Source organism: Sphingomonas sp. M1-B02 (genome assembly GCF_026167525.1).
Taxonomy (GTDB): domain Bacteria; phylum Pseudomonadota; class Alphaproteobacteria; order Sphingomonadales; family Sphingomonadaceae; genus Sphingomonas.
The window spans coordinates 2,806,401-2,819,507 of record NZ_CP110679.1; the positions used below are offsets into that span (position 1 = coordinate 2,806,401).

At 65.9% G+C, this 13,107-nt stretch carries 15 protein-coding genes and 1 riboswitch; of the genes, 7 read left to right on the forward strand and 8 right to left on the reverse strand.

The annotated features are described in order from the left end of the window. Window positions 1-38: 38 nt before the first annotated feature. Together OKW87_RS13470 and OKW87_RS13475 are read left to right on the forward strand one after the other, a co-directional pair. The gene (locus OKW87_RS13470) at window positions 39-308 is read left to right on the forward strand and encodes a type II toxin-antitoxin system Phd/YefM family antitoxin (RefSeq protein WP_265540265.1); all 270 of its coding nucleotides are present in this window, start codon (window positions 39-41) and stop codon (window positions 306-308) included. Then, window positions 305-571 (forward strand): Txe/YoeB family addiction module toxin, encoded by a 267-nt coding sequence (locus OKW87_RS13475; protein ID WP_265540266.1) that lies wholly within the window; start codon window positions 305-307, stop codon window positions 569-571. The genes OKW87_RS13470 and OKW87_RS13475 overlap by 4 nt, the downstream gene beginning before the upstream one ends. A gap of 205 nt (window positions 572-776) precedes the next feature. On the opposite strand, the gene OKW87_RS13480 is transcribed toward OKW87_RS13475, so the two are convergent. From OKW87_RS13480 to OKW87_RS13510, 7 genes are all read right to left on the reverse strand, one after another. Beyond that, the gene (locus OKW87_RS13480; protein WP_265540267.1) at window positions 777-1,292 is read right to left on the reverse strand and encodes a hypothetical protein; all 516 of its coding nucleotides are present in this window, start codon (window positions 1,290-1,292) and stop codon (window positions 777-779) included. 174 nt (window positions 1,293-1,466) lie between these two features. Further along, window positions 1,467-1,943 carry a DUF1579 domain-containing protein gene (locus OKW87_RS13485; RefSeq protein WP_265540268.1) on the reverse strand — a complete coding sequence of 159 codons (477 nt, stop codon included), beginning with the start codon at window positions 1,941-1,943 and terminating at the stop codon, window positions 1,467-1,469. Between the two features lie 138 nt (window positions 1,944-2,081). Continuing rightward, window positions 2,082-2,456 carry a ferredoxin gene (locus OKW87_RS13490; protein WP_265540269.1) on the reverse strand — a complete coding sequence of 125 codons (375 nt, stop codon included), beginning with the start codon at window positions 2,454-2,456 and terminating at the stop codon, window positions 2,082-2,084. 17 nt (window positions 2,457-2,473) lie between these two features. Beyond that, entirely contained in the window at window positions 2,474-4,369 is a 1,896-nt protein-coding gene (gene thiC / locus OKW87_RS13495) for a phosphomethylpyrimidine synthase ThiC (protein ID WP_265540270.1), read from the reverse strand. Window positions 4,370-4,405: 36 nt separating this feature from the next. Further along, window positions 4,406-4,514: riboswitch (TPP riboswitch) on the reverse strand. Window positions 4,515-4,542: 28 nt separating this feature from the next. Further along, window positions 4,543-4,926, reverse strand: a complete 384-nt coding sequence (locus OKW87_RS13500; RefSeq protein WP_265540271.1) for a DUF2141 domain-containing protein — start codon at window positions 4,924-4,926, stop codon at window positions 4,543-4,545. Further along, the gene (locus tag OKW87_RS13505) at window positions 4,898-5,680 is read right to left on the reverse strand and encodes a sterol desaturase family protein (protein WP_265540272.1); all 783 of its coding nucleotides are present in this window, start codon (window positions 5,678-5,680) and stop codon (window positions 4,898-4,900) included. The genes OKW87_RS13500 and OKW87_RS13505 overlap by 29 nt, the downstream gene beginning before the upstream one ends. Before the next feature lie 10 nt (window positions 5,681-5,690). After that, window positions 5,691-6,281 carry a DUF2585 domain-containing protein gene (locus tag OKW87_RS13510; protein WP_265540273.1) on the reverse strand — a complete coding sequence of 197 codons (591 nt, stop codon included), beginning with the start codon at window positions 6,279-6,281 and terminating at the stop codon, window positions 5,691-5,693. Window positions 6,282-6,488: 207 nt separating this feature from the next. Between OKW87_RS13510 and crtY the strand changes: the two genes are divergently transcribed. The 4 genes from crtY to OKW87_RS13530 all read left to right on the forward strand — a co-directional run bounded on the left by crtY (window position 6,489) and on the right by OKW87_RS13530 (window position 10,762). Then, a complete protein-coding gene (gene crtY, locus OKW87_RS13515; protein WP_265540274.1) occupies window positions 6,489-7,649 on the forward strand; it encodes a lycopene beta-cyclase CrtY in 1,161 nt (386 codons plus the stop codon). Further along, window positions 7,646-9,127 (forward strand): phytoene desaturase, encoded by a 1,482-nt coding sequence (locus OKW87_RS13520; protein ID WP_265540275.1) that lies wholly within the window; start codon window positions 7,646-7,648, stop codon window positions 9,125-9,127. Before crtY ends, OKW87_RS13520 begins: the two co-directional genes overlap by 4 nt. 157 nt (window positions 9,128-9,284) lie before the next feature. Continuing rightward, window positions 9,285-9,866, forward strand: coding sequence for a TIGR00730 family Rossman fold protein (locus OKW87_RS13525; RefSeq protein ID WP_265540276.1), 582 nt, complete (start codon window positions 9,285-9,287; stop codon window positions 9,864-9,866). Then, window positions 9,863-10,762, forward strand: a complete 900-nt coding sequence (locus tag OKW87_RS13530; RefSeq protein ID WP_265540277.1) for a phytoene/squalene synthase family protein — start codon at window positions 9,863-9,865, stop codon at window positions 10,760-10,762. Before OKW87_RS13525 ends, OKW87_RS13530 begins: the two co-directional genes overlap by 4 nt. A 200-nt stretch (window positions 10,763-10,962) precedes the next feature. Here OKW87_RS13530 and OKW87_RS13535 read toward each other — a convergent pair whose 3' ends face one another. Further along, window positions 10,963-11,199: a hypothetical protein gene (locus tag OKW87_RS13535; protein WP_265540278.1), complete on the reverse strand. Its 237-nt coding sequence runs from the start codon at window positions 11,197-11,199 to the stop codon at window positions 10,963-10,965. Between the two features lie 93 nt (window positions 11,200-11,292). On the opposite strand from OKW87_RS13535, the gene OKW87_RS13540 reads away from it, so the two are divergent. Next, on the forward strand, window positions 11,293-13,107 hold the full coding sequence (locus OKW87_RS13540; RefSeq protein WP_265540279.1) for an ABCB family ABC transporter ATP-binding protein/permease: 1,815 nt from the start codon (window positions 11,293-11,295) through the stop codon (window positions 13,105-13,107).

Genomic DNA, 13,107 nt, shown 5'->3' on the forward strand with positions numbered 1-13,107 from the left:
CGTCCCGGCTAGCACGTGCTTGAGTTTTGTACAGATCATTGTACATAGAATATATCGAAATTCTCAGCACTTCCGAAGCCCGGGCGAACATCAAGGCGGTGATGGACCGCGTCGTTGCCAACCGCGCGCCGATCGGCATCTCGCGTCCAAAGGGCGAGGGGGTGGTGATGGTCTCGCAGAGCGAGTGGGATTCGATCGAGGAGACGATGTATCTGCTGGCGTCGCCCAAGAATGCTGAGCGCTTGCTGGAAGCGATCCGGGGGCTGCAGGCTGGCGGAGGCGAAGAGCACGAACTGATCGATCCGTGAAGATCGTCTTCTGGCCAACCGCCTTGGAGGATTATCTCCATTGGCAGGCCGAAGACACGCGGTTGCTGGAGCGCGTGAACGCGCTACTCAAGGAGTGCCGGCGCGATCCTTTTCGTGGGCTGGGCAAGCCGGAGCCCCTGGGCAAAAACATGTCCTGCTGGTGGTCCCGCCGGATCGATCGCGAGCACCGGCTGGTGTATCGCGTGACGGGGAGCGGCGAGGCACAGACCGTGGAAGTGGCGCAGTGCCGGTATCATTATTGAGGTGGGGATTCCGTTATTTTTGGGAAAGCCGAATCTTTCGGCCAATATCCCTTTCTTCAGGTGAGCCGCGGTGGCGGGTTCCGCGCTGTAGGCCAGCGGTGAGGGAGCCTTCGATGCTCTGGTTTACCTATTTTCGAATTCGCATGCCTCCTCCGAAATCTGCATCGCACAGCAGTTCGGCCCGCTTGTCGCCTCCGCCCCACCCTCACGCCCTCACCGCCTCGCGCCCATCGGGCTCGGGCAGCGGCTCGAAGGGGGCGCAGAAGTCGCAGTCCCAGACGTCGATCATCCGCTCATGACGTTCGGCGCTCCGGCTGTGATGGGCGATCATGCGGATGCGGGTGGGAATGATGCTCTCGCCCTTATATTCGGGGACGACTTCGAGATGGTCGATCAGATCGCGCTCGATATAGATGGCCAGCATCTCGATCAGCTGCGCGTGCGAGAGAGCCGCTTCGGGGGTGACGTAGCCGATATTGGTGCGCCCCTTTGGGCCGCCCAGTTCGACGGGGAAGAAGTGAATCCGCACCAATAGCCGCTTGCGGACCAGCTTGGCGGCGGCGACGCGGGTGGTGATCGTAGCATAATCGGGCGCGAGGGGTGGCGCAGGGACCTGCTGGGCGGCCGGCGTCCGCGCGGCGCTCACCAGCGGGGGCGGCGCCAGCAGCGCCAGCGCGATCGCGCCGGTCGCCAGGCACGCTGGCCGGGCGGCCCGCCGCATGGATTCGCTGCGATGTTCCAAGGCCCGCTCCCCCCGATGCAGATGCCGCCGCCGAGACTATCGGCATCTGCGTCGCAATTGGAGCGAAATCTATCCGTTCTGGAAGATATTCCGCGCCGGATTCAGTCGGGCCCGCTGCGCCCGCTCGCAGCGGTGTCGGCGCCAGGTTTCGCCTCAATCGGCGCGGGCGAAGTCCATCGTCCAGTTGGTTTCCCAGCTTTGCCCGCCATCGGCCGACATCGCCTGTTCCCAGCGGGGGCTATCGGTGTGGGTGTTCAGCCAAAGGAAGCGCAGCTTGATCGGGCGGCCCTCGTGCGTGTCGTCGGCGAGGAAGGTACCGACGCCGTCTGCGAAGCCGCCGATAACGGGCACGTCGAGCCCATGGGGTGCGCGCGAATCGAGCCACCAGATCGCCCAGGCGCGCGTGGCAGGGTCAAACGAACGGACCGCGATTGCGCGATAGCTGCCGGTCGAGATGTGGAGAAGCTGGTCCTCGACATTGCCATTGCCGCCGAGGACGGGGCGCGTCTCGCTGGTGCCTTCGAACGTCTCCCAATCCCGGCAATCGGCGAGGCGTTGCTTGAGGCGGCGGTGGATGACGCGCCAGCGGCCGAACTCGAAATCGAAATCGGTGCAATGATCGGAAGACATGGTCGGACCCCAGGGGTTAGGCTGCTATGTTCCGCATATGTTTCGACCTTGTCAAGCCGGGGGGCGGGTCAGTCGTGCTCCCGACCGCCCTGGCCCATATACAACTCGCTCCCGGTCTCCTTAAACACCCGGCAATTCTCAGCGCTTTGCCGGACCGTCTTCCGGGTCTATGTGGTGCGAGAGTTTCGCCTCGCGCAGACGGCGGGCCCAGTCTGGCTGACAGTTGTGGACTCGGATGCAGTCAACCTCGCCGACCTGCATCGCCGCCATCATGCGACCAAACTCTGCATCGGTTTCGGGCTGGCGCGCGACGTAGCAATGCGAGCTTTGACCGTCCTCCTGCCAGGCCAGCAGGTCCGGCGCGACATCCTCCCAGACGCCGCAGCTGATGCAGCAGCCGTCCTCGACGTAAAATGGGCCGGGCACATTTGCCGGATGGGGCGGCAGCCGGAAGGGTTCGACGGAAGCATGAGCCCGGCGCAGGCCAATCAAGGCGAGAAGCCTGGGGAACATGCTACCGCTCTTCCTTCTTAGTCATGCTCCCTGCCACCAGCCCCCATATACAACTCGCTCCCAGTCTCCTTGAACACCCGGCTCATCTCTTCCATCCCCTTGAGCGCCGCCGCCTTGCTCGCCGCGGCAGTCTCCGCCCCCGTAGGCCCGGTGGCGATGAAGCCCTCGACGCCCTGGTTCTGCTTGCTCGCGAAGTCGCGGACTTCCTGGCTGATCTGCATCGAGCAGAATTTCGGCCCGCACATCGAGCAGAAATGCGCGGTCTTCGCGCCTTCCGCGGGAAGGGTCTGGTCGTGATATTCCTCGGCCGTGTCGGGATCGAGCGAGAGGTTGAACTGGTCGCGCCAGCGGAATTCGAAGCGCGCCTTGGACAGGGCATTGTCGCGGACCTGCGCCGCCGGATGCCCCTTGGCGAGATCGGCGGCGTGGGCGGCGAGCTTGTAGGTGACGACACCGACCTTGACATCGTCGCGGTCGGGGAGGCCGAGATGCTCCTTGGGGGTGACGTAGCAGAGCATCGCGGTGCCGTACCAGCCGATCATCGCGGCGCCGATGCCGCTGGTGATATGGTCATAGCCGGGGGCGATATCGGTGGTGAGCGGCCCGAGCGTGTAGAAGGGCGCTTCGCCGCAGACCTCGAGCTGCTTGTCCATATTCTCCTTGATCTTGTGCATCGGCACATGGCCGGGGCCTTCGATCATCACCTGGACGTCTTGGCGCCAGGCGCGGTGGGTGAGCTCGCCGAGCGTGTAGAGCTCGCTGAACTGGGCTTCGTCATTGGCGTCGGCGATGCTGCCGGGGCGCAGGCCGTCGCCGAGGCTGTAGGCGATGTCATAGGCCTTCAGGATCTCGGTGATTTCGTCGAAGCGCTCGTAGAGGAAGGACTCGCGGTGGTGGGCGAGGCACCATTTGGCCATGATGCTGCCGCCGCGGCTGACGATGCCGGTGACGCGCTTCGCCGCCATCGGGATGTAGCCGAGCCGCACGCCGGCGTGGATGGTGAAATAGTCGACGCCCTGCTCGGCCTGCTCGATCAGCGTGTCGCGATAGATTTCCCAGGTCAGCTCCTCGGCGACGCCGCCGACCTTTTCGAGCGCCTGGTAGATCGGGACGGTGCCGATCGGGACGGGGGAATTGCGCAGGATCCATTCGCGGGTGTCGTGGATGTTGCGGCCGGTGGAGAGGTCCATCACCGTGTCCGCGCCCCAGCGGATCGACCAGACCATCTTGTCGACTTCGGCGGCGACGTTGGAGGCGACCGCGCTGTTGCCGATATTGGCGTTGATCTTGACCAGGAAGTTGCGGCCGATCGCCATCGGTTCGGATTCGGGGTGGTTGATGTTGTTGGGGATGATCGCGCGGCCGCGGGCCACTTCGTCGCGGACGAATTCGGGGGTGACGTAATCGGGGATCGACGCGCCGAAATCCTGGCCGTCGCGGATATACTCGGCGAGCCGCTCGCGGCCTAGATTTTCGCGGACCGCGACATATTCCATCTCGGGGGTGATGATGCCGCGGCGGGCATAGTGCATCTGGCTGACGTTCATGCCGGGCTTGGCCCGCAGCGGCTGCTTGACGACGTTGGGGAAGGGGGCGACGCCGCCGCTGCGGTCCGGGCCTAGCTGGCCGTTATCCTCGGGGCGGACTTCGCGCGCGGCGACCTGCTCGACGTCGCCGCGGCCGAGGATCCAGTCGCGCCGGATCGGGGGCAGGCCGGCGCCGATATCGATGCGCGCGTCCGAATCGGTGTAAGGGCCCGAGGGGTCGTAGACACGGACGGGGGCTTCGCCGGAACTGGGATCGAGGTGGATCTCGCGCATCGCCACGCGGTGCGGGCCGACATGGACTTTGCGGCTGCCGCGGATCGGGCCGGTGGTGACGCCGATTTCGGTACGGGCGGGAAGGTCGGCCATGCGTGTTCTCCTCAAAGGGGAGAAAACGGACCTTCGGGGTAAAGACCGCTCCCTCCCTACGCCGGTGTCAACCGGATCAGGTTCAGCGGGTCGAGGGCTCCTGCCCTCCTCTCAAGCGCGGAACGGCGCTCCCCCGGGGATTGCCGAGTCGTAGGGCATTGCGGGGGGAAGTACTAGAGCAGGTATCGCATGCGGATCTTCTGGACCTGGCCCTGCGCGCCGACGGTGAAGCGCGCCGCCGTGAAGCGGGGCGGGCCGAAGCCGATGGTGGGATTGCGCGAGAAGCCGAAGCCTTCGCGCGGAATGCCCATCATCGTATCGAGCCTGGCATTGCCGTTGGCGTCGTGGATCACCGCGACGGCATAGTCGCCCTGCGGCAGGCCTTCGAAGCGGACGCGCGGCGCGGATGCGGAGACGGTGCGCTTGATCGCGGTGTCGCCGTTGCGGCAATCGGGGAAGTCGCCGGTGTCCGACGTCAGGCAGATCTGGAGCATGCCCTTCGCCGAGCGGAGTCCGTCGACGTCGACCTCAAGGCTCGACAGCGCTACGGGCGACATCCCCGCCAGCAGCGGCAGGCACGCGGCGGCGATGCTCGCGCGTGAAATCGCCCAGCCCCTTGTCGGTGCCGCAAAGACGATCCCAGAAGCGAAAATAAAGGCCAAAATTGCATCCGTAGAGTTGGTGGTGCCGCTGGTGATGGCTCGCGGTGATGAGCCATGCTCCCAATGGACCCGCGTGCATGAACCGGGGGAAAACCTCCCAGCCCATGTGATTGGTTACTCCCATAACGGTCATCACGGCGAGAACCACCCCCAACGCACCGACATGGATCGGAATCAGGAAGACCAGCGCGGGGATGACGACCGCGCCGGTGAGCGCCTCGATGGGATGGAAGCTCATCGCCGCCCAGGCGGTGGGTGGACGGCTGGCGTGGTGGACGGCGTGGGCGATGCGGAACGGCCTGGGGCGGTGCATCCAGCGGTGCGTCCAGTAGAACCAGGTGTCGTGCGCGAAGAGATAGAGCAGCACCGACAGCGGCAGATACCAGAGCGGCCAGGCGGCGGCGTCGGTGTAGATCTGGGTCCAGCCGCGATTCTGCCAGCCCCAGGCGACCACGCCGGCGGGGATGCCGTAGATCGCGGCGGAAGCGAGGCTCCAGCCGATCTCGCGGCGCATCTGGGCGTCGAGCCCGGTGTAGAGGCCGGGATGCTTGATCCGAGTCGCAAGCGCGAAACCGCCGCTCGCCGCCAGATAGCGAAGCCCGACGATGAGGGTCATCGCGAGCGCGGAGAGGAGGATGGCGAGCAGCATCGCCGGCCCCTTACAACATTCCGCCCGCACCCTGCCATGTCTTGATTGCCTCGATCGGCCAGACGAGCATCAGCACGTTGAGGGTGAGATTGTCGCGGATCAGCAGCAAGGTGCCGAATTCGAAGACCAAGGCGAGCGCGATCGTGACCTTTGCGGGCAGCCGGCCTGCCAGCACAAAGCCGAACGCCATCCAGCCGATATCGGCGAGCGAATTGACGATGCTGTCGCCCGAATAGCCAAGCGCGATCGTCGCGTCGCGATAGCGGTTGATGATGATCGGCGAGTTTTCGAGCAGCTCCCACAGCCCCTCGATCGCGACCGCGGCGGGGAGCGCCCAGCTGCGCGCGCCGCCGCGCAGGGCGAAATGCGCGGCGGCGTAGAAGAGGAAGCCGTGGATGATGTGGCTGAAACTGTACCAGTCGGCGAGATGCTGGCTGTTCTCGCTCGACTGGACCGCGCCGTGCCAGAGCTTGATCGTGCCGCAGGGGCAGATCGGCGGGCGCTGCATCGCGAGCAGGAGGAGCGCGACGAGTATGGCCAGTACGAGCGCGGCGAGGAGTGCGCGAGGTGGGATGCGGAGCGGCGGGCGTGGGCTTATCACGCTTCCTTGTACCGCAGGATCGCTGCAAAGAAATTAAGTCCCCTCCCCCGTTCGCCCTGAGCTTGTCGAAGGGCGCTCGCCCTGCACAGGTCTGGGGCGGTTGAGAGCGGCGCTTCGACAGGTTCAGCGCGAACGATTTGGGTGGGTGCCGCGCACAAGGGGAGGGTTTTTGTTGGAAGCCCCCGGTCCATCGGCTAGGCGATGGGCATGTCGGCACCGATCACTTGTGACGTCGCCATCGTCGGCGGGGGGCTTGCCGGCGGACTGATCGCGCTCGCGCTCGCCGGACAGCGGCCCGGCTGCGACATCCGGCTGATCGACGGCGGCCCGAGCATCGGCGGCAACCATCTATGGTCCTTCTTCGCAAGCGACGTGGCGCCCGCCGATCGCTGGCTGGTCGCGCCGCTGATCACGCATGGCTGGACGCGCTACGACATCGCCTTCCCCGCGCATGCCCGCACGCTGAAGGCGGCTTATTATTCGATCGAATCGAGCCGGTTCGACGCGGTGGTCCGCGCCGCCTTGCCCGAAGCTTCCGTGATGCTGGGCCGCCAGGTGGTCGAGCTGAGCCCGACCACGGTCGTCCTCGCCGATGGCGCGCGGATCGAGGCCAAGGGAGTGATCGATTGCCGCGGCCCCGCGGACCTGAACGCGCTCGAGCTCGGCTGGCAGAAATTCTATGGCCGCGAGCTGGAGCTCGCCGAGCCACACGGGGCCGACCGGCCGGTGGTGATGGACGCGACCGTCGCCCAGCATGACGGCTATCGCTTCGTCTATTGCCTGCCCTTCGCGGCGACGCGGATGTTCGTCGAGGACACTTATTATAGCGACGGCCCCGAGCTGGATAGCGCAGTGCTGGGCACGCGGATCGACGCCTATGTCGCCGCGCGCGGCTGGCAGGTCGAACAAATCGTGCGGCAGGAGGGCGGCGTGCTGCCGGTGGTGCTGAGCGGCGATTTCGAGGCCTATTGGCGATCGGGCGGGGTCGGCGTGGCCAAGGCCGGGATGCGCGCCGGGCTGTTCCACTCGCTCACCAGCTACTCGCTGCCCGACGCGGTCCGCACCGCCGCGCTGATTGCGAAATCGGGGCTGGTGGAGGGCGCGCAGTTGCACGATTTGCTGCACGGGCATGCCCGGGCCGGCTGGCGGCGCGGGCGCTATTACCGGATGCTCACGAAGATGCTGTTCAAGGCCGCCGAGCCCGAGCAGCGCTACAAAGTGTTGGAACGCTTCTACCGGCTCGACGCAGGGCTGATCGGGCGATTTTATGCAGGACAATCGAGCATGTACGACAAGGCACGCATATTGACGGGCAAGCCGCCGGTGCCGGTGGGCCGCGCAATTCGCGCGATTGCGGGGCGGGCATGAAGCGCGTCGCGGTGATCGGCGCCGGCTTCGGCGGGCTGGCGCTGGCGATCCGACTGCAATCGGCGGGGATCGACACGACGATCCTGGAAGCGCGCGACAAGCCGGGCGGCCGGGCTTATTTTTGGGAGCGCGACGGCTTCGTCTTCGACGCGGGACCGACGGTGATCACCGCGCCCGAGGCGCTGGCCGAATTGTGGAAGCTTTCGGGGCACGACATTTCGGAGGATGTGAAGCTCCTGCCGATCTCGCCTTTCTACCGGCTTTCCTGGCCCGACGGCACGGCATTCGACTATACCAACGACGATACGGTGCTCAACGCCGAGATCGCCAAGCTCAATCCCGACGATATCGCCGGCTATCAGAAGTTCCTGAAATATTCCGAAGCCGTCTATCAGGAAGGCTATGTGAAGCTCGGCCATGTCGCCTTCCTCGACTTCAAGTCGATGATAAAGGCGGCGCCGGCGCTGATGAAGCACCAGGCCTGGCGCTCGGTCTATTCGATGGTCTCTTCCTTCGTGAAGAACGAGAAATTGCGCGAGGCGTTGAGCTTCCACACGCTGCTGGTCGGCGGCAATCCGATGGCGACGAGCAGCATCTATGCGCTGATCCACAAGCTGGAGCGCGACGGCGGGGTTTGGTTCGCCCAAGGCGGGACCAACAAGCTGGTTGCGGGGATGGTGCGCCATTTCGAGCGGCTGGGCGGGGTGCTGCGGCTGAACGATCCGGTCGCGGCGATCGACACGCTGGGCGATCGGGTGACCGGGGTGCGCACCGAGAGCGGCTTCGCGATGGAGGTCGACGCGGTCGCGAGCAATGCCGAGGTGGTGCACAGCTATCGCCATCTGCTCAAGGATTCGCGCAGCGCGCAGCGCAAGGCGGCGCGGCTGGAGCGGATGAAATTCTCGCCGAGCCTGTTCGTGCTCCATTTCGGGTTGCGCGGGACCTTCCCCCATATTCCGCACCATTCGATCCTGTTCGGACCGCGCTACAAGGGGCTGCTCGAGGATCTGTACGATCATGGCGTGCTGCCCGAGGATTTCTCGCTCTATCTCCACCACCCGACCGCGACCGATCCGTCGATGGCGCCCGAGGGGCATTCGACCTTCTATGTGTTGGCGCCGGTGCCGCATCTGGGCAAGTTCCCGGCCGACTGGAGCGAGGTTGGGCCGATATTGGAGGAGCGCATCTTCGCCGAGATGGGCCGGCGGCTGATGATCCCCGACATCAAGGAGCGGGTCGTCACCAAATTCGCCTACATGCCGCCCGATTTCCAGACCGATTTGCGCTCGCATCTGGGTTCGGCGTTCAGCCTGGAGCCGCTGCTGACGCAGAGCGCCTATTTCCGCGTGCACAATCGCGACGATGCGATCTCGAACCTCTATTTCGTGGGCGCGGGGACGCATCCGGGGGCGGGGATACCGGGGGTCGTGGGGAGCGCCAAGGCGACTGCGGCGCTGATGCTGGAGGATGCGAAGTGAAATATCTGATCCTCCCCTCCCTGAAAGGGAGGGGATCAAGGGGTGGGTCCAGCGTCGGGCGGGGCTCGATGCCCCGGCCGGCGCTTTTTGTGGTCGGCGGAGCTCGCTTCGCTCGCACCCACCCCCAACCCCTCCCTTGCAGGGAGGGGAGTCAGGCATGAAGCGTCTCGCAGTCTATTGCGGCTCCGCATCGCCTGCGGACCCCGTCTACATCGAAAGTGCGCGCAGCGTCGGGCGTGGGCTGGCCGAGCGAGGGATCGGAATCGTCTATGGCGGCGGCAGGCTGGGGCTGATGGGGGCGGTGGCCGATTCGGCGCTGGCCGCGGGGGGCGAGGTGATCGGGGTGATCCCGACCGCATTGGTCAATGCCGAGGTCGCGCATCGCAATCTGAGCGAGCTTCACGTCGTCGACACGATGCACGAGCGCAAGGCGCGCTTCACCGAGCTGGCCGACGGCTTCGTCAACCTGCCCGGCGGGACCGGCACGATGGACGAATTGTGGGAGGCGCTGAGCTGGGCGCAATTGGGCTATCACAGCGATCCGATCGGGCTGCTCAACGTCGCCGGCTATTATGACAAGCTGGTCGAATTCTGGGCGCATATGGGGACGGTGGGCTTCGTGCGGCCGCAGCATCAGGGGCTGCTCCACGTCTCCGACGATCTCGACGTGCTGCTGACGCTGATGGCGGAGCAAGTGCCAACGGTGCCGATCATCCACATGAAGCGCGAGGATCTGTGACGCCCAGCCGCGACGCGATCGTCGCGACTGCGGGGGAATCGATCGCGGTTGGATCGAAGAGCTTCGCCGCGGCGAGCCGGCTGTTCGACCGGGCGACGCGCGAGCGGGCCTGGCTGCTCTACGCCTGGTGTCGTGCCTGCGACGACCTAGCCGACGGGCAGGAGCATGGCCACGAAATGGTGGTGGTTTCCGATCCGGAAGTGCGGCTCGCGACCATCCGCGCGCGGACGCAAGCGGCGCTGGACGGGCAGTGGGTCGGTGATCCCGCCTTCGACGCGCTGCGCATCGTCGTGGCGGAAACCGGCATCCCGCACCGACTGGTGTGGGACGTGGTCCAGGGCTTTGCGCTCGATGCGGCGGGCTGGCGGCCGGCGAGCGAGGCCGATCTGATGCAATATTGCTACCATGTCGCCGGGGCGGTCGGCTGCATGATGGCGGTGGTGATGGGGGTCAGCCCCGACGACCAAGCGACGCTCGACCGCGCCTGCGACCTTGGCCTCGCGTTCCAGCTCGCCAATATCGCGCGGGATCTGGCCGAGGATGAAGCGGCAGGGCGCTGTTATCTGCCCGCCGCGTGGCTGGCGGAGACCCAGGATCGCGTCGTGCTGGCACGGCGGCTGGCCGAGCGGGCCGAGGCCTATGAGGCGAGCGCGCGGGGCGGGACGCCGGCCTTGTCGTTCCGCTCGGCCTGGGCGGTGCTGGCGGCGGCGGGGATTTACGGGGATATTGCGCGACGGGTGGCCGAGCGGGGCGCGGGCGCCTGGGATGCTCGGGTCAGCACGACGAAGGCGGAGAAGCTAGGCTGGATCGTGCGCGCTTACGGCCAGGCGCGGGGGCGTGCGCAGTATCGGGGTAAACCCCGGCCCGCAAATTTGTGGACGCGACCGCGCGAGTGATCCTCCCTCCCTGAAAGGGAGGGGCTGGGGGTGGGTGCGCGCGTCTGCGCGCTAAAAAGACTCATAAGCGTCGCGGCGGAACAGCGTCGGTCGAGGCATCGAGCCTCGTCCGCCGCTAAACCCACCCCTAACCCCTCCCTGAGAGGGAGGGGAATGGGATTGGCTAGGCGGGATGCGAACCTCGAACGCCGGCCATCGGCTCACCTTCCGCCGCGCTGCGAAACCGGCTTCGATTCGACCAGATGCTCGCCCTGGCGCTGGCAGGCGGCGCTGATCACGGGGAAGGCGATGTCGGTGTTGCGCTCGAGCGCGGCGGGCATTGCCTGCTGGCACTGGGCGATCGAGGTGTAGCGAACCGGCTCGACCCGCGCCTGCTGACAGCTCGACGAATCGTCGCCGCAGCCCATGATCGCCAGCACGTAGAGGATCGGTTCCATCATCGCTTCCCTTCGGGGCTGACAACGAAGCAATCGCTCTGCCGTTCCCCAAGACCGTTGCATCGCAGCGGCTTCGGCCCCAGATCACAGGCAATGCCTCCCGATATATCCGACTCCGCGCCCGAGCGTCCGCTGCTCGGCACGATGAAGCGTTTCCTGCCCTATCTGTGGCCGCGGGATGCGCCGAACCTGCGCGCGCGGATCGTGATCGCGATGCTGCTCGTGGTCTGCTCGAAGCTCGTCCAGGTCTATGGCGCGCCGTTCGCGCTGCAGGGCGCGATCGACCGGATGGCGAGCGGCTCGCGCGATGCGCTGTGGCTCGTGGTGGCGCTCGTCACCGGCTATGCGGCGGCGCGGCTGAGCGGGGTGATCTTCGACAATCTGCGCAACGCGGTGTTCGAGAAGGTCGGGCAGGATGCGACGCGGCGGCTGGCGTCGGACGTGTTCCGGCATCTCCACAACCTGTCGCTGCGCTTCCACCTCGAGCGGCGGACGGGCGCGGTGACCAAGGTGGTCGAGCGCGGGACCAAGAGCATCGACACGATGCTCTATTTCCTGTTGTTCAACATCGCCCCGACGATCCTGGAGCTTGGCCTCGTGCTCGGCATCTTCTGGACGCGCTTCGGCTTCGGGCTGGTGGCGGGCACGGTGACGATGGTGGTGGTCTATATCGCCTATACGCGCTGGGTGACCGACTGGCGCGCCAAGCTGCGCGAGCGGATGAACGAGATGGACACCGGCGCAGTGGCGCATGCGGTGGATTCGCTGCTCAATTTCGAGACGGTCAAATATTTCAACGCCGAGCGGCGCGAATCGAAGCGCTACGAGGATGCGATGGCGGCCTATATGCAGGCCGCGGTGAAGTCCGAAAATTCGCTGGCCTTGCTCAATGTCGGCCAGTCGGTGATCACCAATGTGATGCTGGGCGCAGGCATGGCGCTGATCGTGTTCGGCTGGAGCAGCGGGCGGTTCAGCCCGGGCGATGTCGTCCTGGTCTCGACGCTGCTGGTGCAATTGTTTCGCCCGCTCGACCTGCTCGGCATGGTCTATCGCACGATCCGTCAGGGCGTGATCGACATGGGGTCCATGTTCGACCTGATCGATACCCCTTCCGAGATCGTCGATTCGGCCGATGCGGTGCCGCTGGTCGTCGCGAACGGGCATGTCCGGTTCGAGAATGTGCTGTTCGCCTACGACCCCGAGCGCGAGATCTTGAAGGGGATCGACCTCGACATTCCTGCCGGAAGCACGGTGGCGGTGGTGGGGCCCTCGGGCGCGGGCAAATCGACGCTCGCGCGGCTGATGTACCGATTCTACGACGTGACCGGCGGGCGGATCACGATCGACGGGCAGGACATCCGCGACGTGACGCAATCGACTCTGCGCGCGGCGATCGGGATCGTGCCGCAGGATACGGTGCTGTTCAACGACACGGTCGGCTATAATATCGCTTATGGCCGCGAAGGCGCCGGTCCGGACGAAGTCGCCGATGCGGCGCGCGGGGCGGCGATTGCGGGGTTCATCCAATCGCTGCCCGACGGGTTCGACACGCGCGTCGGCGAGCGCGGGCTGAAGCTATCGGGCGGCGAGAAGCAGCGCGTGGCGATCGCGCGGACGCTGGTGAAGAACCCGCCGATCCTGATCCTCGACGAGGCGACCAGCGCGCTCGATAGCCGCACCGAAGCCGATATCCAGGCGACGCTGGAGGCGATCGAGCGCGGGCGGACGACGATCGTCATCGCGCATCGGCTCTCGACGGTGGTGCATGCCGACCAGATCGTGGTGCTCGAGGCGGGGCGGGTGGCCGAGCGGGGCACGCATGGCGAATTGCTGCGCCGGGGCGGGCTTTATGCCGAGATGTGGATGCGGCAGGCGCAGGAGCGCGAGGAAGAAGTGGCGGCAGGTTAG

Coding starts and splice junctions, on each gene's coding strand:
- OKW87_RS13480 (WP_265540267.1), bottom strand. CDS start 1,292: ATGCGGCGGGCCGCCCGGCCAGCGTGCCTGGCGACCGGCGCGATCGCG.
- OKW87_RS13485 (WP_265540268.1), bottom strand. CDS start 1,943: ATGTCTTCCGATCATTGCACCGATTTCGATTTCGAGTTCGGCCGCTGG.
- OKW87_RS13490 (WP_265540269.1), bottom strand. CDS start 2,456: ATGTTCCCCAGGCTTCTCGCCTTGATTGGCCTGCGCCGGGCTCATGCT.
- thiC (WP_265540270.1), bottom strand. CDS start 4,369: ATGGCCGACCTTCCCGCCCGTACCGAAATCGGCGTCACCACCGGCCCG.
- OKW87_RS13500 (WP_265540271.1), bottom strand. CDS start 4,926: ATGTCGCCCGTAGCGCTGTCGAGCCTTGAGGTCGACGTCGACGGACTC.
- OKW87_RS13505 (WP_265540272.1), bottom strand. CDS start 5,680: ATGCTGCTCGCCATCCTCCTCTCCGCGCTCGCGATGACCCTCATCGTC.
- crtY (WP_265540274.1), top strand. CDS start 6,489: ATGTCGGCACCGATCACTTGTGACGTCGCCATCGTCGGCGGGGGGCTT.
- OKW87_RS13520 (WP_265540275.1), top strand. CDS start 7,646: ATGAAGCGCGTCGCGGTGATCGGCGCCGGCTTCGGCGGGCTGGCGCTG.
- OKW87_RS13525 (WP_265540276.1), top strand. CDS start 9,285: ATGAAGCGTCTCGCAGTCTATTGCGGCTCCGCATCGCCTGCGGACCCC.
- OKW87_RS13535 (WP_265540278.1), bottom strand. CDS start 11,199: ATGGAACCGATCCTCTACGTGCTGGCGATCATGGGCTGCGGCGACGAT.
- OKW87_RS13540 (WP_265540279.1), top strand. CDS start 11,293: ATGCCTCCCGATATATCCGACTCCGCGCCCGAGCGTCCGCTGCTCGGC.